This window comes from Arthrobacter sp. HMSC08H08 (genome assembly GCF_001807575.1).
GTDB lineage: Bacteria > Actinomycetota > Actinomycetes > Actinomycetales > Micrococcaceae > Pseudoglutamicibacter > Pseudoglutamicibacter albus.
On the sequence record NZ_KV789382.1, the window covers coordinates 63,421 to 89,108 of the forward strand.

Annotated in this window: 21 protein-coding genes and 1 tRNA gene; 14 read left to right on the plus strand and 8 right to left on the minus strand. The window is 61.0% G+C overall.

The features are described 5' to 3' along the window. Window positions 1-20: 20 nt before the first annotated feature. Window positions 21-1,235: a glycosyltransferase gene (locus HMPREF3175_RS03510; protein WP_070490700.1), complete on the plus strand. Its 1,215-nt coding sequence runs from the start codon at window positions 21-23 to the stop codon at window positions 1,233-1,235. 121 nt (window positions 1,236-1,356) lie between these two features. On the opposite strand, the gene hutH is transcribed toward HMPREF3175_RS03510, so the two are convergent. The 4 genes from hutH to HMPREF3175_RS03530 form a co-directional block, all read right to left on the minus strand. Then, window positions 1,357-2,913: a histidine ammonia-lyase gene (hutH, locus tag HMPREF3175_RS03515; RefSeq protein ID WP_070490701.1), complete on the minus strand. Its 1,557-nt coding sequence runs from the start codon at window positions 2,911-2,913 to the stop codon at window positions 1,357-1,359. Between the two features lie 43 nt (window positions 2,914-2,956). Continuing rightward, a complete protein-coding gene (gene hutI, locus HMPREF3175_RS03520) occupies window positions 2,957-4,165 on the minus strand; it encodes an imidazolonepropionase (RefSeq protein WP_083289375.1) in 1,209 nt (402 codons plus the stop codon). Window positions 4,166-4,217: 52 nt separating this feature from the next. After that, window positions 4,218-5,921 carry a urocanate hydratase gene (gene hutU, locus HMPREF3175_RS03525; protein ID WP_070490702.1) on the minus strand — a complete coding sequence of 568 codons (1,704 nt, stop codon included), beginning with the start codon at window positions 5,919-5,921 and terminating at the stop codon, window positions 4,218-4,220. Between the two features lie 136 nt (window positions 5,922-6,057). Beyond that, window positions 6,058-6,912, minus strand: coding sequence for an IclR family transcriptional regulator (locus HMPREF3175_RS03530; protein ID WP_070490703.1), 855 nt, complete (start codon window positions 6,910-6,912; stop codon window positions 6,058-6,060). A 327-nt stretch (window positions 6,913-7,239) separates the two neighbouring features. Here HMPREF3175_RS03530 and HMPREF3175_RS03535 point away from each other — a divergent pair. After that, window positions 7,240-7,313, plus strand: a tRNA-Ile gene (locus HMPREF3175_RS03535). A 173-nt stretch (window positions 7,314-7,486) separates the two neighbouring features. Here the strand turns inward: HMPREF3175_RS03535 and HMPREF3175_RS03540 are convergent. Further along, on the minus strand, window positions 7,487-8,404 hold the full coding sequence (locus HMPREF3175_RS03540; RefSeq protein WP_070490704.1) for an oxygen-dependent tRNA uridine(34) hydroxylase TrhO: 918 nt from the start codon (window positions 8,402-8,404) through the stop codon (window positions 7,487-7,489). Between the two features lie 246 nt (window positions 8,405-8,650). Between HMPREF3175_RS03540 and HMPREF3175_RS03545 the strand changes: the two genes are divergently transcribed. Continuing rightward, a complete protein-coding gene (locus tag HMPREF3175_RS03545) occupies window positions 8,651-10,273 on the plus strand; it encodes a peptide MFS transporter (RefSeq protein WP_083285537.1) in 1,623 nt (540 codons plus the stop codon). Between the two features lie 42 nt (window positions 10,274-10,315). Beyond that, window positions 10,316-12,406 carry a CocE/NonD family hydrolase gene (locus tag HMPREF3175_RS03550; protein ID WP_070490752.1) on the plus strand — a complete coding sequence of 697 codons (2,091 nt, stop codon included), beginning with the start codon at window positions 10,316-10,318 and terminating at the stop codon, window positions 12,404-12,406. A gap of 68 nt (window positions 12,407-12,474) precedes the next feature. Here HMPREF3175_RS03550 and HMPREF3175_RS03555 read toward each other — a convergent pair whose 3' ends face one another. Beyond that, the gene (locus tag HMPREF3175_RS03555) at window positions 12,475-12,978 is read right to left on the minus strand and encodes a M23 family metallopeptidase (protein WP_070490753.1); all 504 of its coding nucleotides are present in this window, start codon (window positions 12,976-12,978) and stop codon (window positions 12,475-12,477) included. 319 nt (window positions 12,979-13,297) lie between these two features. On the opposite strand from HMPREF3175_RS03555, the gene HMPREF3175_RS03560 reads away from it, so the two are divergent. Together HMPREF3175_RS03560 and HMPREF3175_RS10455 are read left to right on the plus strand one after the other, a co-directional pair. Continuing rightward, a complete protein-coding gene (locus tag HMPREF3175_RS03560) occupies window positions 13,298-14,623 on the plus strand; it encodes an ISL3 family transposase (protein WP_141739871.1) in 1,326 nt (441 codons plus the stop codon). 301 nt (window positions 14,624-14,924) lie between these two features. Beyond that, on the plus strand, window positions 14,925-15,200 hold the full coding sequence (locus tag HMPREF3175_RS10455) for a GNAT family N-acetyltransferase (RefSeq protein WP_232219312.1): 276 nt from the start codon (window positions 14,925-14,927) through the stop codon (window positions 15,198-15,200). 323 nt (window positions 15,201-15,523) lie between these two features. Here HMPREF3175_RS10455 and HMPREF3175_RS03570 read toward each other — a convergent pair whose 3' ends face one another. Next, entirely contained in the window at window positions 15,524-16,165 is a 642-nt protein-coding gene (locus HMPREF3175_RS03570; RefSeq protein ID WP_035756893.1) for a LysE family translocator, read from the minus strand. 389 nt (window positions 16,166-16,554) lie between these two features. Between HMPREF3175_RS03570 and rpsB the strand changes: the two genes are divergently transcribed. The 6 genes from rpsB to HMPREF3175_RS03600 all read left to right on the plus strand — a co-directional run bounded on the left by rpsB (window position 16,555) and on the right by HMPREF3175_RS03600 (window position 22,096). Next, complete coding sequence (gene rpsB / locus HMPREF3175_RS03575) at window positions 16,555-17,391, plus strand: 30S ribosomal protein S2 (RefSeq protein ID WP_035756896.1); 837 nt, start codon at window positions 16,555-16,557, stop codon at window positions 17,389-17,391. A gap of 42 nt (window positions 17,392-17,433) precedes the next feature. Continuing rightward, on the plus strand, window positions 17,434-18,270 hold the full coding sequence (gene tsf, locus HMPREF3175_RS03580) for a translation elongation factor Ts (protein ID WP_070490705.1): 837 nt from the start codon (window positions 17,434-17,436) through the stop codon (window positions 18,268-18,270). 217 nt (window positions 18,271-18,487) lie between these two features. Continuing rightward, window positions 18,488-19,213 (plus strand): UMP kinase, encoded by a 726-nt coding sequence (gene pyrH / locus HMPREF3175_RS03585; protein WP_035756906.1) that lies wholly within the window; start codon window positions 18,488-18,490, stop codon window positions 19,211-19,213. Window positions 19,214-19,383: 170 nt separating this feature from the next. Then, entirely contained in the window at window positions 19,384-19,941 is a 558-nt protein-coding gene (gene frr, locus HMPREF3175_RS03590) for a ribosome recycling factor (RefSeq protein WP_070490706.1), read from the plus strand. Further along, a complete protein-coding gene (locus tag HMPREF3175_RS09855) occupies window positions 19,941-21,458 on the plus strand; it encodes a phosphatidate cytidylyltransferase (RefSeq protein WP_083289376.1) in 1,518 nt (505 codons plus the stop codon). Before frr ends, HMPREF3175_RS09855 begins: the two co-directional genes overlap by 1 nt. Before the next feature lie 50 nt (window positions 21,459-21,508). After that, window positions 21,509-22,096 (plus strand): DivIVA domain-containing protein, encoded by a 588-nt coding sequence (locus HMPREF3175_RS03600; RefSeq protein ID WP_370977533.1) that lies wholly within the window; start codon window positions 21,509-21,511, stop codon window positions 22,094-22,096. A gap of 223 nt (window positions 22,097-22,319) precedes the next feature. Here HMPREF3175_RS03600 and HMPREF3175_RS03605 read toward each other — a convergent pair whose 3' ends face one another. Next, window positions 22,320-22,784: a GNAT family N-acetyltransferase gene (locus tag HMPREF3175_RS03605; RefSeq protein WP_052048563.1), complete on the minus strand. Its 465-nt coding sequence runs from the start codon at window positions 22,782-22,784 to the stop codon at window positions 22,320-22,322. A 245-nt stretch (window positions 22,785-23,029) separates the two neighbouring features. Between HMPREF3175_RS03605 and dxr the strand changes: the two genes are divergently transcribed. Beyond that, window positions 23,030-24,292 carry a 1-deoxy-D-xylulose-5-phosphate reductoisomerase gene (dxr, locus tag HMPREF3175_RS03610; protein ID WP_256174158.1) on the plus strand — a complete coding sequence of 421 codons (1,263 nt, stop codon included), beginning with the start codon at window positions 23,030-23,032 and terminating at the stop codon, window positions 24,290-24,292. 21 nt (window positions 24,293-24,313) lie between these two features. Beyond that, window positions 24,314-25,666: a M50 family metallopeptidase gene (locus HMPREF3175_RS03615; RefSeq protein ID WP_035756917.1), complete on the plus strand. Its 1,353-nt coding sequence runs from the start codon at window positions 24,314-24,316 to the stop codon at window positions 25,664-25,666. Window positions 25,667-25,688: the final 22 nt, after the last annotated feature.

Sequence of the window (25,688 nt, forward strand, 5' to 3'; positions counted from 1 at the left end):
GAATTTAGAGGTTGTAGCCGATGGCGTCGAGAGAAATGGAGCCTGCGTTGGAGACCCGGGAAACTCCCCTGAGAATCCTGATCGCTTGCGATACGTATCCGCCCGACGTCAATGGGGCGGCCGTGTTCTGCTACCGGCTGGCATCCAACCTGACTAAGCGGGGCCATGAAGTCCATGTCCTTGCGGCACGTAGCGACCGCGGCCCGAGCTTTGTGGAGCATCGCCCGGAAGCCACCGTGCACCGTGTCACCTCGCATAAGGCGCCAACACACGAAACCTACCGGCTTGTGACCCCGTTGACCGCCAATAAGATCGCGGGCCAGGTCATGGATGAGATCAGGCCCGATGCGGTGCACATCCAGTGCCACTACATGATCGGCCACGCAGCCCAGAAGCAAGCCACCAAACGCGGCATCCGTTTGATCGCAACGAATCACTTCATGCCGGAGAACCTCGAACCGTTCCTCCCGTTCCCGCAGTGGTTCCTCAACATCGTCTCCCGTAACTCGTGGCGCGACATGGGCAAGATCATGGGCAAAGCCGACGTGGTCACCACACCGACCCCGCTCGCGGCCCGCGCGATGCGCGAGAACGCTGGCCTCAAACACGTCTTGCCGCTCTCCAACGGCATCGACTCGGCCCACTATGAGCTGCGCAAGGACGAGACCCTACCGCAACGCGACTATCAGACAGTGTTGTTCGCTGGCCGGCTTGCTGTGGAGAAGAACATCGATGTTCTTCTGCGAGCGATGGCCCGCCTCAAGCAGCATCCGCAACCCCACGTGCGGATCGTAGGCGAAGGTGAACAGCGGCCCAAGCTCGAAGCGCTAGCTAAGGAGCTGGATATTGAGAACCGCGTCCACTTCCTCGGATTCGTTGACGATGAAACCCTGCGTCAGGAGTACCTGTGCGCGGATGTCTTCTGCCAGCCGGGAACAGCGGAGCTCCAATCGCTCGTGACGCTCGAGGCGCTCTCAGCGTCCCGACCTGTGGTGCTCGCGGACGCGCTCGCCCTGCCGCACCTGGTCAAGGACGGCGTCAACGGCTACCTCTTCACCCCAGGCGATGATCAAGACCTCGCGGCTAAGCTCGCAAGCATCCTGGACCTTTCACCGGCCGAACGCGCCGAGATGGGGGAGGCCGGCCACCAGCTCGCGCTGACCCACGGCGAAGAGAAAACGATCTCCACGTTCGAGGCTCTCTACCGCGGAGCTGACGTCCGCGACTACCTCTAAGGGCCCTCGCGCTAGGAACTTACCGGCGCTCAGGGTTGCCCGGCTTCATCAACGATTCGGCGCCTCAGCTATGTTTGTGCTAGCTGAGGCGCCGAGTTGTCTCTATCCCTAGCTGTTCTCCCTAGCTGTGCCACGGGTGGGTTGCGAGGAACTCGACTGCCGCTTCGATGTCGGGTGCGAGGAAACGGTCGGGGCCCGGGCCGGGCACGCTCGCGCGGAACGCTTCGATGACCTCTGCCGTGGCAGGTGATGGTTTGAGCGGGGCACGCAACTCGATTGCGCGGGCCGCCGTCATGAGCTCGATCGCCAGGACGCGACGCAACGCATCAACCGAGGTGCGGAGCTTCCGTGCGGCATGCCAACCCAGCGAGACGTGGTCTTCTTGCATCGCAGAAGACGGGATCGAATCAACCGAGGCGGGGGAGGCCAGCCGCTTCATCTCTGCAACCAGGCCTGCCTGGGTGTATTGGGCGATCATGAAACCGGAGTCCACGCCCGGGTCATCAGCGAGGAACGGCGGCAAACCGAAGTTGCGGGACTTATCGAGCATCCGGTCGCTACGGCGTTCAGAGATCGACGCCAGATCAGCCGCCGCGATCGCGAGGAAATCCAAAACATAGGCGACAGGCGCCCCGTGGAAGTTACCGTTCGAAGTGACGGTCCCGTCTTCCAACACGACAGGGTTGTCGATAGCCGAGGCCAGCTCGCGTTCAGCAACGGTTGAGGCGTGAGAGATCGTGTCCCTCACAGCACCAGCAACCTGTGGGTGGCAACGCAACGAGTACGCGTCCTGGACGCGGGAGCCTTCCTTCATGACATCGGCAACGATCGGGGAGTCTTTGAGCCAGCGGTACACGTTAGCGGCCGAGCGCGCTTGCCCCGGATGCGGACGCAACGGTTCGTGTAGCTGTGGTGCGAACACGGTGTCACGGCCACGCAGAGCCTGGATCGACATCGCAGTGGTCAGATCCGCGACATCGACCAGTTCACGCAGATCAGCCAGCGCCATGAGCAACATGCCGAGCATGCCGTCGGTGCCATTGATGAGCGCAAGCCCCTCCTTCTCTGCCAGTTCCAGCGGCTCGATGCCGGCTTCCTCTAACAGTTCAGGCACGGGACGCTCAATGCCTTCGGCATCGCGGGCCCGCCCCTCACCGAGCAACACGATCGCGCAGTGAGCCAGCGGAGCGAGATCACCTGAGCAACCCAGCGAACCGTACTCATGGACGATGGGTGTGATGCCAGCGTTGAGAAGCCCCACGAGGTTTTCAAGCACCACGAACCGCACACCGGTGCGGCCTGTGGCGAGCGTGCGGGCACGCAAGAACATGAGCGCACGCACAACCTCCCGCTCAACCTCCGGGCCGGTACCGGCCGCGTGGGAACGGATCAGGCTCGACTGCAACAGGGTGCGGCGCTCCTGCGGGATCGAGGTATCAGCAAGCGCACCGAAACCCGTGGAAACCCCGTAGACCGGGGTCGTGGAGGCCGCGAGGTCCTCAACGTGTTGGCGGACCGCATCCACCGTCTGGAAAACCTCCGGGCCCAGCTCAATTCGGGCGCCATGACGCGCCACCGCAATGACGTCCTCGGCGCTCACACCGCTCGGGTTCAGCACCACGGTGGACGGGGAGGAGTTCTCTGGATTCTGGTGTAGGGACACTGCGTGCTCCTTCATGAAATTACACAGTCAATACGTGAGCCACAGGGGCCCAGGGTGGTTAGTCGAGTGCGCCGGCGATGATGCGGCCGTTCTTCACGGTTGCGCGGACACCGACCATGCCTGGCCGGTAGGCCATATGGATCGCGGCGGGCGCATCGAGCACGGCAAAATTCGCAGGTGCGCTGCGGCTAAGATGCCCGACGTCGGTGCGCCGCAACGCTGCCGCCCCGCCGAGGGTTGCCGCGCGGATCGCTTCGGCAAGGGTCATCTGCTGCTGCAACACCGCGGTGGTGATGCAGAACGGAACCGAAGACGTATAGGAGGTTCCAGGGTTCAGGTTCGATGCGATCGCGACCGTAGCGCCGGCATCGAGCAGCTCCCTCGCTGGCGCTAGCGGTGCACGCGTGGACAGATCGCACGCCGGAAGGATCGTCGCGACCGTATCGGAGGCGGCGAGCATCTCAATATCTTCACTACTCAAGAAGTTCAGGTGATCAACGCTTGCCGCCCCGAGCTCAACCGCCATAGCGGCACCGCCCGTATGCCCAATCTGGTTACCGTGCACACGCAACCCCAGCCCGCGCGCCTGCCCGGCTTGCAGAACCCGCATCGACTCCTCGACAGTGAACGCACCCTGTTCACAAAATACATCGATCCAGCCAACATGATCGGCAACCGCATCCAGCATCGGACCACACACCAGATCGACATAGGCGGCACGGTCATGCTCGTATTCCGGCGGGACCAGGTGAGCACCTAAGAACGTGACTTCCTCAACGTGGCGGGCCGCGACACGTGCGGCGAGCGCTTCTGAATCCACGTCCAAACCGTAGCCGGTCTTGGTCTCCAGCGTCGTGGTACCTAAGGCCGCCGCTTGCACTACACGATCGGCAACCAGCGCATCGAGTTTAGCCTCGGATGCGGAACGGGTCGCCTCAGTCGTGACTGCGATCCCGCCGGCCGCATACGCCTGGCCGGCCATGCGTGCCTCGAACTCAGCGGAACGGTCGCCGTCAAAAACCATGTGGGAATGAGAATCAACCCACCCTGGAACCACGGCGGCACCGGCAAGATCAACGCGCTCATCGGCGTCAGGGGCTGCCGAGGCCGGACCAGTCCACGCGATCACGCCGTCCTCAACCACCAGCGCGGCATCAGCGATAACACCGGCATCCGCCGAAGTAGCGAGCTTCGCGGAATCAACCGCGCCATGCTCGGGGTCAAACGACCACAGCTCACCAATCGAGCTATACAGGGTCGAAGTCATCAGCGCTCCTCTCAAACACGCTTGAGCTGATGTGAGTATTCGCAGATGCTGCCTAGTCCCGCACGCGTGGGTTCATCGGCACACGCACACCGCGCTCATCGGCAACCTCAACGGCGCGCGAATAGCCGGCATCCACGTGCCGGAAAACACCCATCGCAGGGTCATTGGTCAGTAGCGCCGTGAGCTTGGCCGCCGCAAGCTCGGTACCGTCAGCGACACCCACTTGGCCAGCGTGGATCGAGCGTCCCATGCCCACGCCACCGCCGTGATGCAGCGAAACCCAGGTTGCGCCCGAGCTGGCCGCGGTCAGCGCGTTCAACAGAGGCCAGTCAGCGATCGCATCCGAACCATCCAGCATCGACTCCGTCTCCCGATACGGAGAGGCCACGGAACCGGAATCGAGGTGGTCACGGCCAATCACGATCGGCGCGGTGACCTTACCTTCGGCAACCAGACGGTTGAACAACAGTCCGGCCTGGTGGCGCTCGCCGTAACCCAGCCAGCAGATACGGGCTGGCAAGCCTTCGAACTCGACGTGTTCAGCGGCGGCATCCAGCCAACGATGCAGGTGCTCGTTCTCAGGGAACAGTTCCTTGAGCGCCTCATCGGTCACACGGATATCCTCAGGGTCGCCCGAGAGCGCAACCCAACGGAACGGACCCAAACCTTCGCAGAACAGCGGGCGAATATAGGCCGGAACGAAGCCAGGGAAGTCGAATGCGCGCTCGAAACCTGCGTGACGGGCCTCGTCGCGGATGCTGTTGCCGTAATCGAAAACCTCGGCACCGGCATCCTGGAAACCAACCATCGCCTCAACGTGGGCGGCCATCGATTCGCGTGCCTTCTTAGTGAAGCCCACCGGATCGGCCTCGGCTTCGCGGTCCCAGTCATCAAGAGCAATCTCCGCAGGTAGATACGACAACGGATCGTGGGCCGAAGTCTGGTCGGTGACAACATCGATTCTCAGCTCACCGGCCTTGTGCCGGCGTAAAAGCTCAGGGAACACCGCTGCCGCGTTGCCTTCGATCCCAATCGAGACGGCCTCGCCAGCCTCAACGGCCTGCTGAGCGCGCGCTACCGCGGCATCCAGGTCATCTGCGATCTCATCCAGGTAGCGCTTGGAACGGCGGCGTTCAAGACGGTTGCGGTCCACATCGACCACGAGTGCAACACCGCCATTGAGCGTCACGGCGAGCGGCTGAGCTCCACCCATTCCGCCGCAACCCGCAGTCAGCGTGATGGTGCCTTTCAGGGTTCCGTTGAAACGCTTCTTGGCAACCGCGGCGAACGTCTCAAACGTGCCCTGCAAAATACCCTGGGTTGCAATATAGATCCAGGAACCCGCGGTCATCTGGCCATACATCATGAGGCCTTCGTCTTCGAGTTTGCGGAATTCTGGCCAGTTGGCCCAGTCGCCCACGAGGTTCGAGTTAGCGATCAGCACGCGCGGGGACCACACGTTGGTGCGGATGATGCCAACTGGTTTGCCCGACTGAACCAGCAGCGTCTCGTCATCGGCGAGCTCTTTGAGCGAATCCACGATGGCGTCGTAAGCCTCCCACGAGCGTGCCGCCCGGCCTGTGCCGCCGTAGACCACGAGGTCATCAGGGCGTTCTGCAACTTCTGGGTCGAGGTTGTTCATGAGCATGCGCAGAGGCGCTTCTGTCTGCCACGAGCGGGCAGTGAGCTCGGTTCCGCGGGGTGCACGAACCTCGCGTGGTTCGTGGCCGGGGGAGGTCAAGTGGGCAAAGCTCATGATGGTCTCCTTATGTTGAAGCCGGGTTTATGGCCTGGAGATAGCTCATCATGAAAATGGTCTCAACGCACTAAAAACCGCGTGATCACGCGAGGCGCGTCCGAGATACCGGACAAAGCGAGGTTGGAGGGGCGGTTTATGCCTCGGTGATGATGTGTGACCTGACCGAGCTGTCGTCTATATTTGCGGCTAATTCGGGCGAGAGGACCGTCACCCCTTCTTGCTCGATGATCTCGTTTGGCTGGTGAGCGATCTTGGGTGCGAGGATCCCGAGTCGCCGCTGCAGGGTAGCTGCAGCTTCATAGAGCTCCTCAACGCGGTCGTCAAGCACGCGCTGATCCAGAGACGCTTTGCCGCGTTTCCACGTCAAAGCGATCGCGGCGATCGGCCACTTGGAGGCATCCAGGACCGGAACGGCGGCCGAACAGAAGTCCGGGCTGACCAGGCCGTCCTCCCAGCCGTAACCGAGCTCGCGCGTCATGCGGATGGCAATAGCCGCTCGCGTGCGTTCAGGGCCTGAGCGGAAAAGCGCGTTGATCTGCTGATTCGGTAGCTTCGCAAGGATCGCGCGGCCGCTCGCGGTCCGCAAAGCATCGAGGCGCACACCCACATCGGTCACGAGGCTCGTGCGGTTTTGCGCCCGAGCCTCAACGAGGTACACGGTTTCCTGCCCGCGCAGAATCGAAAGGTGCCCAGATTCGCCGACCCGATCCACAAGCGCTTCGACGATGCGGCGACCCAGGCGTGCCAAGGGTGCATGGCGGTTATAGCCCGAGGAAAGCTCATGAGCCGACGGGCCGAGGCCGTACGCGCGGTCCTCCATATGGTGGATCACATAGCCCCGGGCAACGAGTGCCTGCAAGAGGTCATAGAGGCTCGAACGTGGAATGTCTAAGGCACGGCTGATGTGACTTGCGGCTGTGGGGCGAGGTTGGGACGCCAAGTAGGAGAGGACGCGAAGTGTTGCGTCTGCCGCAGGAACTTTCGACATTGAGGCCTCTCTTTGGCGCATTACCATAATCATCCGTGATGACGTCCCCTTAGTCCACCACAAAGTTTAGGTGAAAGCCCGAATAGGAAGCCGAAACTCAAACAAGGCGAGAAACTCTCAGCTGCATCTCAGTTTCAACATAGGTGCCTCAGTGTGCCGTGAGGATTCTTTAGGTACAGCACGGGGCACCGCATCGTGGCGCGAATAGCTGATGCCGGGCATGAGTGTACCGTGCGCGCTGGACTCGCCCCGGATACTTTTTCACGCAACAGGCACGCTTCCGTTAGGCTTATCTCTCGTAGCTAGGCCGCTTCCAGCAGCCACTACGGGGCGTTAGCTCAGTTGGTTAGAGCAAAGGACTCATAATCCTTGGGTCGCGGGTTCAAGCCCCGCACGCCCTACACGTCACAACCTCGGCCAGTGCAGGCCGGTACGGCGCGCTACTGACGCCAGGTTATGACAACGATGGCGGGCTCACCACACGTTAGTGGTGAGCCCGCCATCGCGGTTAAATGCTATGCAGCCTCGGCCTAGTTGTGGTCGCCAGCGCAGCCTAGTTGGTAGCCGGTGCTGTCTAGTTGGTCGCCAGCGCTGCGGGGGCGGTGGCCGCCTGCTTCATGCATTCTGGGCATTCAGGGTGCTTGCCTGCGGCAGTGCAGGCTTCGCAACGCAAGAACTGCGAGCGGCACGATGGGTGCACACAGTTGACGAACACCGGAGTGCGTTCGCCACACTCGATGCAGGAGCCGAGGCTTTCGGCGCCGGAACCGAACTCCATGTGCATGCGCTTATCGAATACATATAGCGATCCGTCCCAGTAGCCGTCATTGCCGTAGGCTTCGCCGTAGCGGACGATCCCGCCATCGAGCTGATAGACCTCTTGGAAACCACGGTTCTTCATGAGAACCGTCAGCACTTCGCAACGAACCCCACCCGTGCAATACGTCACGACAGGCTTGTCTTTAAGGTCGTCGTATTTACCGGACTCGATCTCTTCGATGAAATCCCGGGTTGTATCAGTGTTCGGGACTACGGCGTTGCGGAAACGGCCGATCTCCGCCTCCATCGCGTTGCGGCCATCGAAGAAAACAACATCCTCACCGCGGGCATCCATAAGCTCATGCAACTGCGCAGGCTTGAGGCGCTCGCCGCCACCCACCACGCCGCTGGCGTCCACCTCGATCTCATTCGGGGTCGTGAACGTCACCAGCTCAGGGCGAACCTTGACGGACAGGCGTGGGAAGTCATCTCCCAAGCCATCCGACCACTTGATGTCTGCAGAACGGAACGGCTCATAGGAGCGCGTGTTCTTCACATATTTCTTAACATCGCTGATATCGCCCCCGAGGGTCGCGTTGATGCCATCCTTCGAGATGATCACGCGCCCTTTAAGGTTGCAGCTTTCAGCCAGCGTGTACTGCCACAAACGCACAGCCTCTGGATCTGCCAGCGGAGTAAACACGTAGAACAACACAATTTTCTGAACGGACATACCCCTAATTCTACGCCGGCGATCAGCACCGGCTATATACCAGGTTGCCTGCCAGAACATGGAGCACCCGTCTTGAGCCGCAGAGAAGCCTCAAGGAGATCTTTGACATGTTCTGTTGACTGTTCACGTAAGGGCGCTAGCGTTGAAAGTGATAAGTAGTGGCGCCTATCAGCATCGATTGTTAGCAATGCATGAGACTGGCAACAATGCGGGGCAGTGCCAATGAGGAACGATTGTGAGATGTAAATGAGTAGAGACGAACAACAGGGCCAGGTAGAAGGTGACTTCACTCAAGACCCAATCCCGGTAGAGGGCTCACCGGGGGAGGTCTTGATCGACGGCGTGCAGATCGCTGAAGACCGGATTCCGCAAGAGAAGCTCGCCCAAGCTACTGAACACGATGCGCACGTGCATCAGGACCGCAGGTTCATGGGCCACCCCATGGGGTTGTTCGCGCTGTTCAACCTCGAGATTTGGGAGCGTTTCTCTTATCTGGGTTTCCAGGCGATCCTCGCTCTGTATTTCGCTGATGCGATCGCCAACGGAGGGCTCGGCTACGAAGAGTCCACCGCATCCTCGATCGTGGCGGCATATGGTGCCTTGGTCTACCTGCTGGGTATCGCTGGCGCGTGGGTTGCCGACCGTATCGTGGGCACAGGGCGGGCGACCCTGTGGGGCGCGATCATCATCGCGGCAGGCCACATCTGCATGGGCCTGCCTGCCGAGGTGACCACATGGATCGGCCTAGGGTTGATCATCCTCGGTACGGGCCTGCTCAAGCCGAACGTCGCGACCCAGGTCGGTGAGCTTTACGGTAAGGACGATGCCCGCCGTGACTCCGGTTTCGCGATCTACTACGCCGGTATCAATATCGGTGCGTTCCTCGGCCCGCTCGTTGCAGGCTGGCTGGGTCAGAACATCAACTGGCACCTCGGGTTTGCATCGGCCGCGGTGGGCATGGTCCTCGGCCTCATCCTCTATATCGCGATGGGTCGGAACCTGGGTGGTAAGCGCCGCGAAGTGCTCGTGCGTGCCGCGTTCAAACCGGATGCCAACTTCTGGATCATCGTGACCGCTGCCGTAGCGGTTGTCGCCGTGGGTATCTTCTTTGGGACCCGCTCGACTGACGGATTAGATAACGTGGTCAACGCGGTTAGCATCATCACGATGATCGTGCCGGCAGCGTTTCTGCTGTGGATGTATTTCTCCAAGAAGGTCACCGCGGTTGAACGCCGCAACCTCGGGCCCTACGTGTTGTTGCTGATCGCCCTGATCGCCTACAACCTCACCTACTTCCAGACCGGTAACACGCTGAACTTCTTGGCGCTGAACAAGACCGATAACACCGCGTTCGGCTTCGAGTACCCATCCACGTGGTACATCTCGCTGACCGCGATCGTCGAGATCATCATGGGGCCGGTTCTGGCATGGCTGTGGGTCAAGCTGGGCCGGCGCCAACCGTCGGTTGCAACCAAGGTCGGTATCGGTACGATCCTCGGCGGGCTTGCGTTCTTGACCGTTGCGATGGGTGCCGCGGTAACCCCTGCGATGGGTCTGCTGGCTAGCGCGTGGCTCATCGGCTGCTACATCTTCCTAGGCCTAGGCGACCTGATCCTGCAGACCTCCGGGATGAGCGCGACCACCAAGCTGGCCCCGCGTGCATTCGCAAGCCAGACGATGGCGGTCTGGTTCGCCGCGATGGCGCTGGTTCAAGGCTTGCAGGCCCAGATTGTGAAACTGTTCGACTTCGATAACTTCTCTAACGCTGCCGCCTACTTCGGTATTCAAGGCGGGCTGATTGTGGCTTACGGTGTGTTCCTCATTCTGGTGAGCCCATGGATGACCCGCCGCATCCAAGCAGTCGCGTAAATCCGCAGCGTAGAAGCAACAACTTAGAGGTAGGGAGTGGACATGCTGAAACCTGAAGACCTTCCGTTTAAAGTCGAGATCGTTGAGGACTGGATTCCTCTCAGCGATGGCACACGATTGTGGATGAAAGCATGGATGCCTGTAACTGATGATCCGGTTCCAGCGATCCTGGAATATCTGCCGTACCGCCACGGAGACTGGACTGCCCCGCGCGATCACGAACGGCACCCGTTCTATGCAGGCCACGGCTACGCATCCATTCGCGTGGACATCCGCGGCCACGGCAGCAGTGAAGGCGTACCGGGGGATGAATACGATCAGCAAGAGCACAATGACGGGCTTGAGGTGATCGAGTGGATCGCCAAGCAAGACTGGTGCACGGGCAAGGTCGGTATGTTCGGCATCAGCTGGGGCGGGTTCAACTCGTTACAGCTAGCGAGCTATCAGCCAGAAGCGTTGAAAGCGATCGTCACAGTGTGCTCAACTGATGACCGCTACGACAACGACGTGCACTATTTCGGCGGCTCGATGCTTGGGATCGACATGCACGCGTGGGCCGGAACGATGCTCGCGTTCGAATCCCGCCCGGTTGATAAGCGGGTGTGGGGCGAGAAATGGCTCGATCAGTGGAAGTACCGGCTTGAGAACATCGAGCCGTTCATCGACACGTGGGTTGGGCACCAGGTCCGTGACGACTACTGGAAACACGGATCTGTGTGCGAAGACTACAGCTCGCTTGACGCCGCGGTCATGGCGGTGGGCGGCTGGTATGACCCATACCGTGACACCGTCCTGCGGCTGACCGAGCATCTGTCCGCACTCGGTAAGAATGTCCGCGGCATCGTAGGCCCGTGGGCGCATCAGTATCCTGACCGCGACTTGCGCCCCGGCCCGCACATCGACTTCTTGGGTGAGACCCTGCGCTGGTGGGATCATTGGCTCAAGGGCAAAGACAACGGCGCGATGGATACTCCGCTATTCCGGGGCTGGATCACCGATTCGGTGCCGCCGCGTTCCGCCTATGACAAGATGCCGGGCCGCTGGGTTGCAGAAAAGCAGTGGCCTAGCCCGCACATCAAACCAACCGAGCTGAGCCTGGACGGTGCGCATGTTTCACCGTTCGCCGCACAGAGCACCAACAGCGATGGCGCTCTTGAGGTGCGTGTGGCCTCACCACAGGATGTGGGTGCAGACGCCGGCCGTTACTTCCCGTACGGCAACGCAGCTGACTTGCCGGTGGACCAGCGTAGCGATGACGGTAAGTCAGTTGTATTCGACTTCCCGGTGACAGAAGACATCGACGTGCTCGGCAACGCTTCGGTCAAGCTACGGGTCTCATCACCGACCGAACGCGGCCAAGTGTATGTGCGCATCAACGATGTCGCTCAAGACGGCTCCTCGACCTTGGTGACCCGCGGCAACCTGAACTTCAGCGCCCGCGAAGGCCGCGATAAGGCCGTAGCGATGCCGGTAGGCGAGTGGGTTGAGGTTGAGGTCCCGATCACGGGAGTGGGCTACCGTTTCCCTGCCGGCCACGTGCTCCGTGTAGCTGTCTCGAGTGCCTACTGGCCGTGGGTCTGGCCGCAGCCAGGCGGGGAAGGGTTCAGTATTGATCCTGCCGCGAGCGCGCTGGTGCTGCCGGTCCGTGAACCCACCGACGGCGAAGGCGCGGCAGAGCGTGCCGCTGCGGATGCTTCGGTGCGCTTCGATGATCCAGTCCGGCTAGTTCCGTTGGATGTGAAGTATCCGCAGGCAGGCGAAACAGGGGCAGCGGGTGCGGCGCGCCCTGAACGGCTGATCTCTCAAGACGTGGTGGCCAACGAAACCGTGTTGCAGGTGGACCCCGCCTATGGCGGCACGCGCGTGTACCCGGATGGGTTGCACTATGACGAAGACACGGTTGAGACCTACTGGATCAATAAGGACGATCCGCTCTCTGCACGCACCGAATCGGTGTGGACCGTGGGGATGCGCCGGCCAGACATGGACTGGGACACCAAGGTTTTTGCGACAACACGCATGAGCTGTGATGCCGAGAACATCTACACGTACTCCCATGTGCTCGCATATAACGACGACGAGCTGATCTTCGAGAAGACCTGGGAGAAAGAGCACCCACGTATCGCAAGCTAAGTGAGCGAGCTCGCGCCAACGTGAATTCGCTCAACAGTAGCGGGGCTAACGTCTAGACCCTCATAGTTTTAGGGCCCGGATCCTGGCGGGGTGTCAGCATCCGGCCACAAAACCGAAGGCTGTTCAGAGAGCAGTGTTCGGGGGTCTCTGTATAAGACGTTGGCCCCGCTGCCTGTTTTTAAACCCCAATGAACACATCGCTGATCACACGGGCCACCCGCCGCGACAGTACCGATGCGCTTGCCGGCAGTAACGCGGTCGCCCTTGCGAACCGATGCATCAACAGGTTCGACGGTTGTACGCCAGCCTGAAGGTAACTGGATCGCAACCACTGGCCGCCCTGCCACTTTTCCAGCGAAGCTGACCACGCCGTCGGCGGGTGCAACCACCGCATCGCCGGCGGCAGCTTTCAACTGGACCCCGCGGCTTCCAGCACTCCATACATGCTCAGGGGCTTCGAACCCACGCAACATCCCTACGTCTTCCCAGGATTCAGAGCCCGTGGGTTCACGGCCGACCGGCGGAACCGGTTTCGCCGCCGTGAGAGCCACCGTGCAGATCAGGGCAAGCATGCATAACAACACGGTGCGAGGCAAGCCGGTGCCGGGGAGGGGCACGATAGTCGAAAAGCGGTTGCGAGCAGGGGAGGGGCTATGAGTTTTCATGGTTCACAGTCCACTGCAGGATCGATGAGGAAGGGCAGCGGCGAGCGAAATTGTGGATAGACAGCCGACGCAAAAGAGACTGTGGATCGGTGGAAAACGCAAGCCAAAACAGGCTCTTCAGAGTTGAGTGTGGGCACGCCGATCGGGCACGGGTGCTAGGGGGTAGACGTCGAGGTCCCCGATGATGAGCGGACTCTAACCTCTGCTCACACCAAGGACCTCGACGATGCCCAACTCTACGTGCGCCTGCTCCGACACGCTCAACCGCTGCTGCCGATGCGATCTCCTCCTCGACTTCCCCAACCTCCATCTGACCGCAGTACTGAAAGACCCCACGAGCCTGGTACTCGAGGTGGAGTCCTGCGATCCCGTCGCCGGATGCCCCGGCTGTGGAGTCATCGCCACAGGGCATGGCCGGATCGTGACCTCGATGATCGACGCGCCCTGGGCAGGCAGGCCGGTGAGGATCCGGTGGCGCAAACGCCGCTGGATCTGCCGCGAGCCCCTCTGCGACGTCGCCACCTTCGTCGAGCAGAACCCCAACGTCTGCGCTGCGCGAGGGCTGCTGAGCACGCGCGCGATCCGCTGGGCAATCGGACAACTCGGCCGTGAGGGAGCGACGATCCAGGGCCTGGCCCGCCAGCTCGGCACGACCTGGAACACCCTCTGGTCCCAGATCCGACCAGTCCTGATCGCGGCCGCGAACGACCCATCCCGCTTCGAGGGCGTGCAGATCCTGGGCGTGGACGAGCATGTCTGGCACCACCGCAACCCAAGACGGCGCGGTCCGAAGGAGCCCACCGGGATGGTGGACCTGACTCACGGACCCCACCCCACCGCCAGGCTGCTCGACCTCGTCCCCGGCCGATCCGGCAACGCCTACCGGGACTGGCTCGACGAATGCGGCGAAGGGTTCCGCAAGCAGGTCGAGATCGCCACACTCGACCCGTTCCAGGGCTACAAGAACGCGATCGATGACCAGCTCGAGGACGCCACCTGCGTGCTGGATGCGTTCCACATCGTCAAGCTCGCCACCAGCGCCGTCGATGACGCGCGCCGTCGGGTCCAGCAGGAGACCCTCGGCCACCGAGGCCGTACGGGCGACCCGCTCTACGGCATCCGTCACATCCTCCGGGCCGGGCAGGAACGCCTCACCGCCCGCCAGCAGACCCGCCTGGAAACAGCGTTCGCAGCCCACCCCGATCACGTCGCGGTCGAGGTCGCCTACATGTGCGCCCAAGACGTCCGTGACGTGTTCCACCAGCCCACCCCTGCCCAGGGTCGGCGTCTGGCCGAGAAGCTCATCAACTCGTTGCCGTCCTGCCCGATCCCGGAGATCGCGAGGCTGGGAAAGACGCTGCGCCGGTGGAGGACAGCGTTCCTGGCGTACTTCGACACCGACGGTGCCAGCAACGGCGGCACCGAGGCCATCAACGGGCTCATCGAGCTCGGTCGTCGCATCGCTCGCGGCTTCAGAAACTTCGAGCACTACCGACTCCGCATGCTGTTGACCACTGGCGGGCTGGATGCCTCACCCCACACTCAACTCTGAAGAGCCAGTTATCCGATCCCTGTTAGCTTAGGTGCATGCTGGATGTCTCCCTCCTCCCGATCACCTGTGAGAACACTCGTCTGCGCCAGCTCTCCGAGCTGGACGCGGAAGCGTATGCAGCAGGTACCAGGGATGAGGCCGTGCGGCGCTTCGGCCACCTGCCAGAGCCCACCTACACCCCCGAGTCCGTACGGCGGATGATCCGAGAGGAGGTTGCGGAGGGCCTGTCATCGAGCATCACGGCGTCCCGATCGGCGACGTGGCACTGTGACTCACCGACCCCGAGCACCGCCAGGCCGAGATCGGGTGGGTTCTCGACCCGTCATACGGCGGGCACGGCTTCGCCAGCGAAGCCGTCCGGGCAGTGCTTGCCCTCGGGTTCGACCACTACAGGCTCCACCGCATCACTGCGCAGATGGATGCCCGCAACAGCGCTTCCGCAGCACTCGCTCGCCGCGTCGGACTCCGGCTCGAAGCGCATCACATCCAGGACTGGTTCAGTAAGGGCGAGTGGACCGACACCCTCGTCTATGCGCGGCTTGCGTCCGAGAGACTGCAACACTCATCGGAAGACTGATAGTAGGACCCCGCGCCGGCTGAACAGCATCAACAGCGAGGCGGAGCAGTTCCGCGACAGCGGCCACCGCGCGCTTCCCGGGCGTGAACGAGGGGTGCTCCCACCAAGATCCACATGACCCTCCATAGCGGGAGGATCGAACGCACCGGCGGCTACGTGCCGATGAATGCCTTCACGACGCCGCCCGTACGCTTTCGAGACCGACCGCAGAGAATCGATCAGGGTCTGGAGGCACCACTTCGACTACCGTTTGCCCCACACCACCTGCGGCGAGAAACCTCGGCTTGATGCCTTCACACCATCGTCGACAACGCCTTGGCCTACTACACCTCCCCGCGCGCGGCAGCTGTACGGATGCCAAGAACAATGAGAATCGTCCCGCCTCCGACGTCAATCCACCGCTTCCAGGACGCTACGCTGAAGGCGCTGGACAGCTTCGCGAGCCCCGTTGACCAGAGCCCAAGCCAGACGGCCATCACGCAGACATGGACCAGAGCGAGCATCAGCATCGAAGTCACTCCGATCAGGTCCATCGGCACGAACTGTGGCGCCAGCGTGAGGTACACGGTGGCCGCCTTCACGTTGAGCACGTTCGCCAAGTACGCCTGCCCTATCTCCTGCGCAACGGATTTGGAGTCGCTTCGGGCATGCTCTCTCTCCGCCGGGGCGCGGCTGAGCCGCGAGCGCCACACCAGCCACGCACCAAGGCCGATCAGATACATCGCGCCAACCAGCCGCAGAACCTGATACAACTCCGCGGAGCGCACCACCACCCCGGCGAGTCCCAGCCCCGCAAGCACACCATGGCTGATGATTCCGGCAGCCGTCCCCACGATCACAGCCCAAGCACCACGCCTGTCCCCCACCAGCCCTCGTGAACTCACCAACGTAAAGCTTGCGCCCGGAGTGATCACAAGCGGAGTCACCGCAACTCCAAAGGCGAAAAGCGTAGCAACCGAAAGCATTCGCTCAGTATGCCATGCGTCGACCGATATCCGACTCCGCATGCTGATGATCACTGGCGGGCTGGATGCCTCACCCCACACTCAACTCTGAAGAGCCCCAAAACATGATGTAGACTTGGAATAGCAGTTTTGTGCGTGCGATCTCGTGTGCCCGAAACTGACTTCGCGTGAAGACGCTGCATGTCGCCGATATACATCATCATCGATGCGCATCACAGGCATGCACGCCCATCCCACGGTCCAACAACAGCCAAACCTGTCCAGGCTTGGTGCGATGTTGGAAACGGATGAAGCGACCAAACGGTGCGTTTTCACTAGGGGCCGGCGCAATGCCTGGCCAATAACCGTCAAATACAACAGGGCCACCGTGCCCGTACAAGGAGAACGCAATGTCCGTCGTGACCATGCGCCAGTTGCTCGATTCCGGTGTCCACTTCGGCCACCAGACCCGCCGCTGGAACCCAAAGATGCGCCGCTTCATCATGACCGAGCGCAACGGCATCTACATCATTGACCTGCAGCAGTCGCTGTCCTACATCGACCGTGCATACGACTTCATCAAGCAGACCGTAGCCCACGGCGGCACGATCCTGTTCGTCGGCACTAAGAAGCAGGCCCAGGAAGCCATCGCTGAGCAGGCTCAGCGCGTGAACATGCCATACGTCAACCACCGCTGGTTGGGCGGCATGCTCACCAACTTCGCTACCGTTTCCAAGCGTGTTAACCGCATGAAGGAACTCGAAGAGATCGACTTCGACGACGTAGCAGGTTCGAAGTACACCAAGAAGGAACTGCTGCTGCTTGAGCGCGAGCTGACCAAGCTGCGCGCAAACCTCGGCGGTATCCGCAACATGAACCGCACCCCATCCATGCTGTGGGTTGTCGACACCAAGAAGGAACACCTCGCAGTCGACGAGGCAACCAAGCTGGGCATCCCAGTTGTCGCGATCCTCGACACCAACTGCGACCCAGATGAGGTCCAGTACCCAATCCCAGGTAACGATGACGCCATCCGCTCCGTATCCCTGCTGACCCGCGTTGTCGCAGACGCCGTCGCAGAGGGCCTCATGGCTCGCCAGGGCGGTAACAAGGGCGAAGCCGAAGAGCCAATGGCGGAGTGGGAGCGCGAACTCCTCGAGGGTGAGAACCCAACCGCACAGGCTGAGGAAGCTCCAGCTGAGAAGGCTGAAGAAGACGGTGGCCAGGCGGCTACCGAGTCCAAGTAATTTTCCGTCCATCACAACTTCCTACGAACGGGGATAACTCGAATGGCGAACTACACCACCGCAGACATCAAGGAACTGCGTGAGCGCACCGGCGCCGGCATGATGGATGTCAAGAAGGCTCTCGATGAGGCTGACGGCGATACCGCCAAGGCCCTCGAGATCATCCGCGTGAAGGGCCTCAACAAGGCATCCAAGCGTGAAGGCCGCGCAACCGCTGAAGGCCTCGTGGCCGCAAAGGTTGTTGACGGTGCAGGCTACATGCTCGAACTCAACGCTGAGACTGACTTCGTCGCTAAGAACGAGAAGTTCGTTGAGCTGGCAAACAAGGCCCTCGATGCCGCAGTAGCTAACAACGTCGCTGACGTTGACGCTTTGCTCGCCGCAAAGATCGGCGAGAACACTGTCGCTGAGGAGATCGAGGAGCTCAGCGGTGTTCTGGGCGAGAAGATCCAGCTGCGCCGCATCGAAAAGGTTGAAGGCCCACTCGTGAAGGCATACCTGCACAAGACCTCGCAGGACCTGCCTGCACAGGTTGGCGTTCTCTTCGCAGTCGACGGCACTGGTGAAGCCGCTGAAACCGCAGCTCACGACGTGGCTGTCCACGCAGCAGCTATGGCTCCTGTCTACCTCACCCGCGAGGACGTCCCCGAGGACCTGGTCGCTGAAGAGCGCCGCATCGCTGAAGAGACCGCACGCGCCGAGGGTAAGCCAGAGCAGGCACTGCCGAAGATCATCGACGGCCGCATGACCGGCTTCTTCAAGGAGAAGGTCCTGGTTGATCAGCCATTCGCTAAGGACACCAAGCAGTCCATCCAGCAGGTCCTGGATGCAGCTGGTGCCAAGGCTGTCGCCTTCGCACGTTTCCGCGTTGGCGCCTAACAACGCTGGTAGGGGCCTCACGCTCCGATAGACACCAGGTGTGCCCGCACTCGTCACGAGTGCGGGCGCAACCGTTTAAAGCCGGCTGCCGCATCGTGGAGCGCAACGGGTCACGGCTCGTGAGTGACGCAACCGACACGCCTCGAATAGCGGCGGGCGGCGTATGCGAAAATAAAGGTCGATTGCCTACCCACCTTGAACGCCTAAAGGAGCCTTGATGTCGAACACCCCTAGCAAGCAGCGCCGGCGAGTCCTATTGAAGCTCTCGGGAGAGGTGTTTGGTGGCGGCAAGCTGGGCGTGGACCCGGCGACCGTGCGGCGCATCGCCGAACAGATCGCCTCGACCGTAGGCGAGGTAGAAACAGCGATCGTTGTTGGCGGCGGCAACTTCTTCCGCGGAGCTGAGCTCGCGGAATCCGGTATGGACCGTTCCCGTGCTGACTACATGGGGATGCTCGGAACCGTCATGAACTGCCTGGCGCTTCAGGACTTCCTTGAGCAGACCGGTGTTGAGACCCGCGTCCAGTCCGCCATTTCGATGTCCCAGGTCGCTGAAGAGTACATTCCACGCCGCGCGATCCGCCACCTGCAGAAAGACCGCGTCGTGATCTTTGGTGCAGGTGCTGGCCTCCCATACTTCTCAACCGATACGGTCGCGGCCCAGCGGGCGCTTGAAGTCCACGCTGACCAGGTTTTGATGGCCAAATCCGGTGTCGACGGTGTCTACACCGCGGACCCGAAAACCAACCCTGACGCTAAGAAGTTCGAGAAACTCACTTACAGCGAAGCCCTTGCCGGCAACATCCGGGTCATGGATCAGACCGCGATGACGATGTGTAAGGACAACGGCCTGGAAATGTTCGTTTTCGGCATGGAAGGCGAAGGCAACGTCGCGGCAGCGATCCGCGGCACCGCCCAGGGAACTCACGTCACAGTCGCCTAAAGTGGCGGCCTAGCCCATGAGGTAGGTGGTAACGCTAGAAGCCAAACAGGGTAGCCCTGGGGCTTAGCAAAGCGAGTGGGTAGCCTAAGATGTATGACAAGATGCACCTTTGGTACGTATAACCTGTGGTGCACGTTGACGGTGTAAATAGAACCCTCGAAGGAGTTCCGATGATCCAGGAAGTGCTGGGCGAAACCCGCTCCGCTATGGAACGTACGATCGAAGCAGCTCAAGAAGACTTCGCAACTGTCCGTACCGGCCGGGCAAACCCGGGCCTATACGCCAAAGTGATGGTTGAGTACTACGGCTCCTTCACCCCGCTTCAGCAGCTGGCGTCCTTCCAGGTGCCGGATGCGCGCACTATCCTCATCAACCCTTACGATGCCTCCTCGATCCGCGCGATCGAGAAGGCGCTTTCCGATTCGGAGATCGGCGCTAACCCATCCAACGACGGCCGCCAGATCCGCATCACGATGCCGGAGCTGACCGAGGAACGCCGCAACGAGTACGTCAAGCTTGTGCGCACCAAGGCTGAAGAGCACAAGGTAGCCCTGCGTAACCATCGCCGTAAGGGCAATGACATGCTCAAGGAACTTGAAGAGGACGGCGGCGTTGGCGAAGACGACGTCAAGCGCGGCGAGAACGAACTGAACCAGATGGTTCGTGAGTTCGGCGAGCAGGTCGACGAGATGACCAAGAACAAGGAAGCCGAGCTCCTCGAGATCTAATGACGTACACGTCTGGTTTCCGGAATGAGTCCAGCCCTGTCGAGGGGCTGGGCTCATCGGTGTCTGTTGATGAGACGCGAGCGCGCCGTGCCGCATCGACGCATGTCGATGCGCCATCGCGCGCTTCAAGGCGTCCTGCAGCACCCGGGAGCAGGCGGGCACGCCGTCAAGCCGAGCGAGCAGCAGCTGCGGCAGCCGCGGCAGCGGAAGCTGAGACCCCCGAAGCGAAGGATCTTGAGGCACCAGTTCTCGAAACCGGCAACGCGCAAGCCGACACCACCGAACCCGTGGCTGAAGCCAACACAGCGCAGGAGGTTCACACAGCGCAGGAGACTCACACGGCGCCGCAGCCTATCGTTGAGGCGCCGGAGCCGGCTGAGCTGCGGGGGTGGAGGGCCGATCAAAATGCGGCGTGGGAGCCTGCCTACGATGAAACGCCCGAGCCTGTTGCTGCTGTGGAGGCTGAACAGGATGCAACCGCGCTGTATGAGCAGGATGCAACGGCAGCGCATCAAGAGGAAGCACCGGCGCGGTTCGGACACGATGCAACTGCCCTGTTTGAACAGGATGCAGCTGCAACGTATGACAGGGATGCGTTGGCTGGGCAGGATGCCGTGCCTGAAGAAGGTGCGCTACCTGCACCGTACGGGGCGCTGGAACCGCTGAGTGTTCCTGATCCGAATGATTTGCCTGAGCCGAAACCGTCTAAAGCGGGCCGTAACCTTCCGGCGGCGATCGGCGTGGGCGCGGGTCTTCTCGCCGTGCTTGGTCTCGGGCTTTTTGTTTTTCCCTATCTGCTGATCGCGCTCGGTTGCTTGGTTGCAGGTATCGGTTCGTGGGAAGTCTCGCGTGCGCTCAAGGCGCGCACGGGTATCCCTATTCCGTTGGCACCACTTCTCATCACGAGCGTCGCTTTGCCGTTGCTTGCGGGCATCTACGGGCCTGTCGCGCTCTCCTTGGGGTTGACCGCCTGCCTTGTGCTCGTGGTGATCTGGAACCTGCTTGAGGGGCGTTCGCACGGCTCACAGTCGATCGGGCTGAGCGTTCTAGTGGTGGGGTGGGTCCCGCTGCTGGCCTCTTTCGCGTTCTTGATTTTTCAAACCGAGCGTGGTGCTGCCGCGTTGCTCACGGTTGTTCTGCTGGTGGTCTCTAACGACACGTTCGGCTACATCGTCGGGGTGACCCTGGGTAAGCATCCGATGGCGGCACGCATCAGCCCTAAGAAGTCCTGGGAGGGCTTCGCAGGTTCGCTGCTGGGCGCGACCATCGTGGGTATCGCGTTGTGCCTGTGGGTTCTGCAGATACCGTGGTGGCTTGGCGTTGTCTTGGCTATTGCGACGGTCGTGTGCGCCACGTTGGGCGATTTCGCTGAGTCGATGGTCAAGCGTGCGCTCGGGGTCAAGGACATGTCTAACTTGTTGCCGGGGCACGGCGGCATGATGGACCGCCTGGATTCCCTCTTGTTTGCGATGCCTTTCGGCTACGCAGTGGTTATGTTGGCTGAAGCGCTGGCCTAACCCTCAGATAAACTCTCACTTGCACATACCTCTATCGAAGGAGCGCCACGGTGGCTCGAACGGATAACGCCGGTCTGGCTGGCACTTTGTTTGCACGGGTGGCTGACGACGCCTTTGGATACGACACCGGTCAGGTCGAGGATTTCTTGGCGCGTGCCCGTAAGACGTATGAGGCGGAGAACCTGAACAGGGACGTTGTCACGAGCTCTGTAGTGCGGCGGGCAACGTTCGACCCGGTCAGGGGCGGCTATGATCCTCGCGAAGTCGATGCGGCTTTGGACCGGCTCGAGGACGTCTTCGCGGCCCGTGAACGCAACGCCCTGATCGAGTCTGAAGGCCACGACCGTTGGCTTGAGAACATCTCTCAGGTCGCGATGGTGTTGCGGGCTCGTCTGCATCGAGCGCCGGGGGAGCGTTTCCGCCGTCCATCCAAACGGAACGTACCGTCCTATAACATCGCAGACGTCGACGCGTTGTGTGACCGTCTCATCCAGTACTTCGAACACGATGTCCCCCTGAGCGTTGACGATGTACGCCGTGTGGTGTTTAGGCGCGCTGAGGGCGATGAAGGCTATGAAGAGAACCAGGTGGATGCGTTCTTGGACCGCACCATCGAACTCATGGCCGCGATCGACTAACGCGGCCAAGACGACCCACTAGAACGATGACCCACTAGCGCGTTGTCAACGTTTGGGCCCGGCGCCACAAGGTGCCGGGCCCAAACGTTAGATAACTGTATTGCTCAAATAATATTGCTCAAGGTTGCAACCACGGAGTGCAGCCACGGAGCACAGCTACGCATATCAGCGACGCATATCAGCTACGTGTTTTAGCTACAGAGCTCAGCTACAGGCCAGCGCGTTAGCTGAGTTCGAAGTGGTCTTCGGCGACGATTTCTCCGCGTGCGTTGGAGAAGTCCCTGGTCTGGTCGACTTGTTTGAAACCGCGGCCTTCAAGGATTTTGTGTGTTCCCACGTTGTCAGCCACCACGGATGCGCGAACGGGCCGCTGCGGGAATTCCTCGAGCATCGCTTCCACGGCGGCGGTGGTGACTCCCTGGTTCCAGAAGGATTTATCGGTCCAGAAGGAAAGCTCCGCGTAGTCCTCGTGGAAAGCCATGACGATCGAGCCGGCTACTTCACCATCGTGCTCAATGGTGCGCACCTGGATTTTAGGGTCGCGCAACATGAGGCCCCAGTGATAGTCGAAGACGCTGCGGTCGCTGGGGTTGCGGGCGCTGAAGGCCGCCATATGGTTGGCGTCCGGGTCCTGTTGGTGAGCGAAGAAGTGCTCGAGGTCCGCAGGTTCAACGGGGCGCAGGCGCATGTTTCCTCCGGGTGCTAATGAATGAATATGTATTGCTTATCTATCTTAGGCCAGATGGTGCCCACCTGGGTTTTGCCTCAATGTTGGGCTATCACCGGTTTCGGGTGCCAGCTGCGTTGGCTAGTCATGGCACACTAGCAGGGGCGCGTTTGCCTGTAGATGCTGGGGCGCTTCCGCAGCAGTGTGGTGGGGTTGCTGGTTTTTATTGTTGATGCTGGGTTGTTCGGTTTGTGAGGGAGCTTGTTGTGGCTAGGTCTGTTGTGATTGTGGGTTCGACGGGGTCGATCGGTACTCAGGCTTTGGCGCAGATCGCCCGTGCGGGGGACCGGTTTGCGGTCCGGGCTATTTCTGCGGGGCAGCAGGCTCGCGAATTAGCGTTGCAGGCGGTGGCGTTCCGGCCGGATGTGGTGGGTTTGGCTGGCGCTGAGGAGATGAGTGCCGACGATGTGCGCGGCGGCTTCTTGCTGCATCTGGCAGGTGCTAAGGAGGTTGCTTCACGTGAGGGGCGGCTTGAGCTTGCCGGTGTCGGTGAGGTTGAGGTCGATGGCGCGGGCCTGGACGCTTATGTACCTGAGGTTGTGGTTGGTGACAACGCGGCGCGCGCGTGTGCGGCGTTGCCTGATGTGGATGTGGTGCTCAACGGGGTCACGGGTTCGCGCGGTTTGCGGCCTACGCTGGCGGCTATTGAGGCCGGTTCTGTGGTGGCGTTGGCTAATAAGGAGTCGCTGGTTGCTGGCGGCCGGCTGGTGATGGATGCGGCATCGCCGGGGCAGATCGTTCCTGTGGATTCGGAGCATTCAGCGATCGCGCAGGCCTTGCGTTCGGGAACCCGTAGCGAGGTTGAGCGTTTGATCATCACCGCATCAGGCGGTCCGTTCCGCGGCTGGAGTGCCGAGCAGCTTGAGGATGTCACCCCGCAGCAGGCCTTGGCTCACCCTACCTGGGATATGGGGCGTGTGGTCACAACCAATTCGGCGACCTTGGTGAATAAGGCGCTTGAAGTGATTGAGGCGCATCTGCTGTTCGACGTCCCGCTGGAGCGGATTGTTCCGGTAGTGCATCCGCAGTCGGTGGTGCATTCGATGGTCGAGTTCGTGGATGGTTCCACGATTGCGCAGGCGTCTCCACCGGATATGGGGTTGCCGATCGCGTTGGGTTTGAATTGGCCGGATCGCCTGCCGGGGGCGTGCACACCGGTGGATTGGACGCAGGCTCATACGTGGGAGTTTTTCCCGATGGATCATGAGGCGTTCCCTGCTATCGAGCTTGCGAAGAAAGCGCAAGAGGCTTCACCGACGCACATGGCCGTGTATAACGCAGCCAATGAGGAAGCGGTGGATGCTTTCCACGACGGCGCGATCGGTTTCCGGAGGATCGTCGAGGTCGTGGCCGAGGTGGTTGAGGCTTATGACTCGGATGCGAACACGGCAGAGTATGGCCGTAGTGTTGAAGGGGTTTTGGCCGCCGAAGAGTGGGCGCGCGATAAAGCCCGCAAGCTGTGGGCTTGAGTTTTACCGGTTGGGATTGAGATGGATCAGGTTCTGGCGTATGTGATTGGCGCGCTGGTGATGCTGGTGGGTATCGGCATCTCGATTGCGTTGCATGAGGTGGGGCATTTACTGCCGGCTAAGGCTTTCGGTTTGCGCGTGCCTCGCTACATGGTGGGTTTTGGGCCTACGCTGTTCTCTTTCCGTAAAGGGGAGACAGAGTACGGGATCAAATTGCTGCCGCTGGGTGGGTACATCACGATGATCGGTATGTATCCGCCGCATCAGGACGGCAAGCAGCGGCCTACACGCACCGGTATTTTTCAGCAGTTGTCCGATGAGGCGAAGAAGGCTGAAGCTGAGACTCTGCAGCCTGGCGATGAGAAGCGATTGTTTTTGAACTTGCCGGTGTATAAGCGGATCATCATCATGCTGGGTGGCCCGTTTATGAACCTGCTTTTAGCGTTCGTGTTCTTTGGGATTGTTCTTACTGGTTTCGGGGTCGCGACTCCTACGACCACGGTGTCTGAGGTGTATCAGTGTCTTCAAGCAGTGGATGACGAGAACACGCGCCCGGCGGGGGAGGGACAGAGCTGCCCTGAGGGTGCCCCAGCTGGGCCGGCGTATGCGGCGGGCTTGAAGCCTGGGGATGTCATTACCTCGGTTGACGGTGTTTCGCTTGACGACACTGATTGGTCTGCACTCACGGACCGGATCAAGGCAAGCCCTGATCAAGAGCTCAGCATCGGTTATGAGCGCGATGGTGTCGCATCGACCACAACGTTGGTTCCGGTTGAGACGGCTCGGCCTGTTGTTTCGCCTTTGGGGATGGTTGAGAAGAACCGTGACGGTACTGCCAAGGTGGAGTCGGTGGGTTTCGCTGGCATCGGTTCGACAGCTGAGATCCGGCCGCGGCCGGTAGGTGAGGTCCCGGGTTTTGTGTGGGAGAATGTCAAAGCTGTTTCTGGTGTTGTGACTCAGCTTCCGCAGAAAGTTGCTGGCGTTGCCCAGGCCGCGTTCAGCCCAGCTGAACGCGATCCGAACGGGCCGATGTCCGTGGTAGGGGTGGGCCGCATCGCCGGCGAGATCACCTCTTTCGAGCAGATCAGCGTCAAAGATAAGCTCGCAAGCTACCTGAGCCTGATGGGTTCGCTGAACGTCGCGCTGTTCGTGTTCAACCTGATCCCGCTCTTGCCGCTTGATGGCGGTCATATCGCAGGGGCTTTGTGGGAGAAGATCCGCAAAACGTTCAACAAGATTTTCAAGCGCCCTGACCCGGGACCGGTGGATCTTTCGAAGATGCTCCCGGTCACCTATGTTGTTGCAGGTTTATTGCTCGTCATGGGTGTGATCTTGATCTATGCCGACCTCGTGAAACCGGTGTCCCTGCTGTAGCTTGCCTCAGATGCCGCATAAG

Bases quoted from the DNA above. Each gene is read 5' to 3' on its own strand.
- HMPREF3175_RS03510 (WP_070490700.1), top strand. From the start codon at position 21: ATGGCGTCGAGAGAAATGGAGCCTGCGTTGGAGACCCGGGAAACTCCC.
- hutH (WP_070490701.1), bottom strand. From the start codon at position 2,913: ATGAAGGAGCACGCAGTGTCCCTACACCAGAATCCAGAGAACTCCTCC.
- hutI (WP_083289375.1), bottom strand. From the start codon at position 4,165: ATGACTTCGACCCTGTATAGCTCGATTGGTGAGCTGTGGTCGTTTGAC.
- hutU (WP_070490702.1), bottom strand. From the start codon at position 5,921: ATGAGCTTTGCCCACTTGACCTCCCCCGGCCACGAACCACGCGAGGTT.
- HMPREF3175_RS03530 (WP_070490703.1), bottom strand. From the start codon at position 6,912: ATGTCGAAAGTTCCTGCGGCAGACGCAACACTTCGCGTCCTCTCCTAC.
- HMPREF3175_RS03540 (WP_070490704.1), bottom strand. From the start codon at position 8,404: ATGTCCGTTCAGAAAATTGTGTTGTTCTACGTGTTTACTCCGCTGGCA.
- HMPREF3175_RS03545 (WP_083285537.1), top strand. From the start codon at position 8,651: ATGAGTAGAGACGAACAACAGGGCCAGGTAGAAGGTGACTTCACTCAA.
- HMPREF3175_RS03550 (WP_070490752.1), top strand. From the start codon at position 10,316: ATGCTGAAACCTGAAGACCTTCCGTTTAAAGTCGAGATCGTTGAGGAC.
- HMPREF3175_RS03555 (WP_070490753.1), bottom strand. From the start codon at position 12,978: ATGCTTGCCCTGATCTGCACGGTGGCTCTCACGGCGGCGAAACCGGTT.
- HMPREF3175_RS03560 (WP_141739871.1), top strand. From the start codon at position 13,298: ATGCCCAACTCTACGTGCGCCTGCTCCGACACGCTCAACCGCTGCTGC.
- HMPREF3175_RS03570 (WP_035756893.1), bottom strand. From the start codon at position 16,165: ATGCTTTCGGTTGCTACGCTTTTCGCCTTTGGAGTTGCGGTGACTCCG.
- rpsB (WP_035756896.1), top strand. From the start codon at position 16,555: ATGTCCGTCGTGACCATGCGCCAGTTGCTCGATTCCGGTGTCCACTTC.
- tsf (WP_070490705.1), top strand. From the start codon at position 17,434: ATGGCGAACTACACCACCGCAGACATCAAGGAACTGCGTGAGCGCACC.
- pyrH (WP_035756906.1), top strand. From the start codon at position 18,488: ATGTCGAACACCCCTAGCAAGCAGCGCCGGCGAGTCCTATTGAAGCTC.
- frr (WP_070490706.1), top strand. From the start codon at position 19,384: ATGATCCAGGAAGTGCTGGGCGAAACCCGCTCCGCTATGGAACGTACG.
- HMPREF3175_RS09855 (WP_083289376.1), top strand. From the start codon at position 19,941: ATGACGTACACGTCTGGTTTCCGGAATGAGTCCAGCCCTGTCGAGGGG.
- HMPREF3175_RS03605 (WP_052048563.1), bottom strand. From the start codon at position 22,784: ATGCGCCTGCGCCCCGTTGAACCTGCGGACCTCGAGCACTTCTTCGCT.
- HMPREF3175_RS03615 (WP_035756917.1), top strand. From the start codon at position 24,314: ATGGATCAGGTTCTGGCGTATGTGATTGGCGCGCTGGTGATGCTGGTG.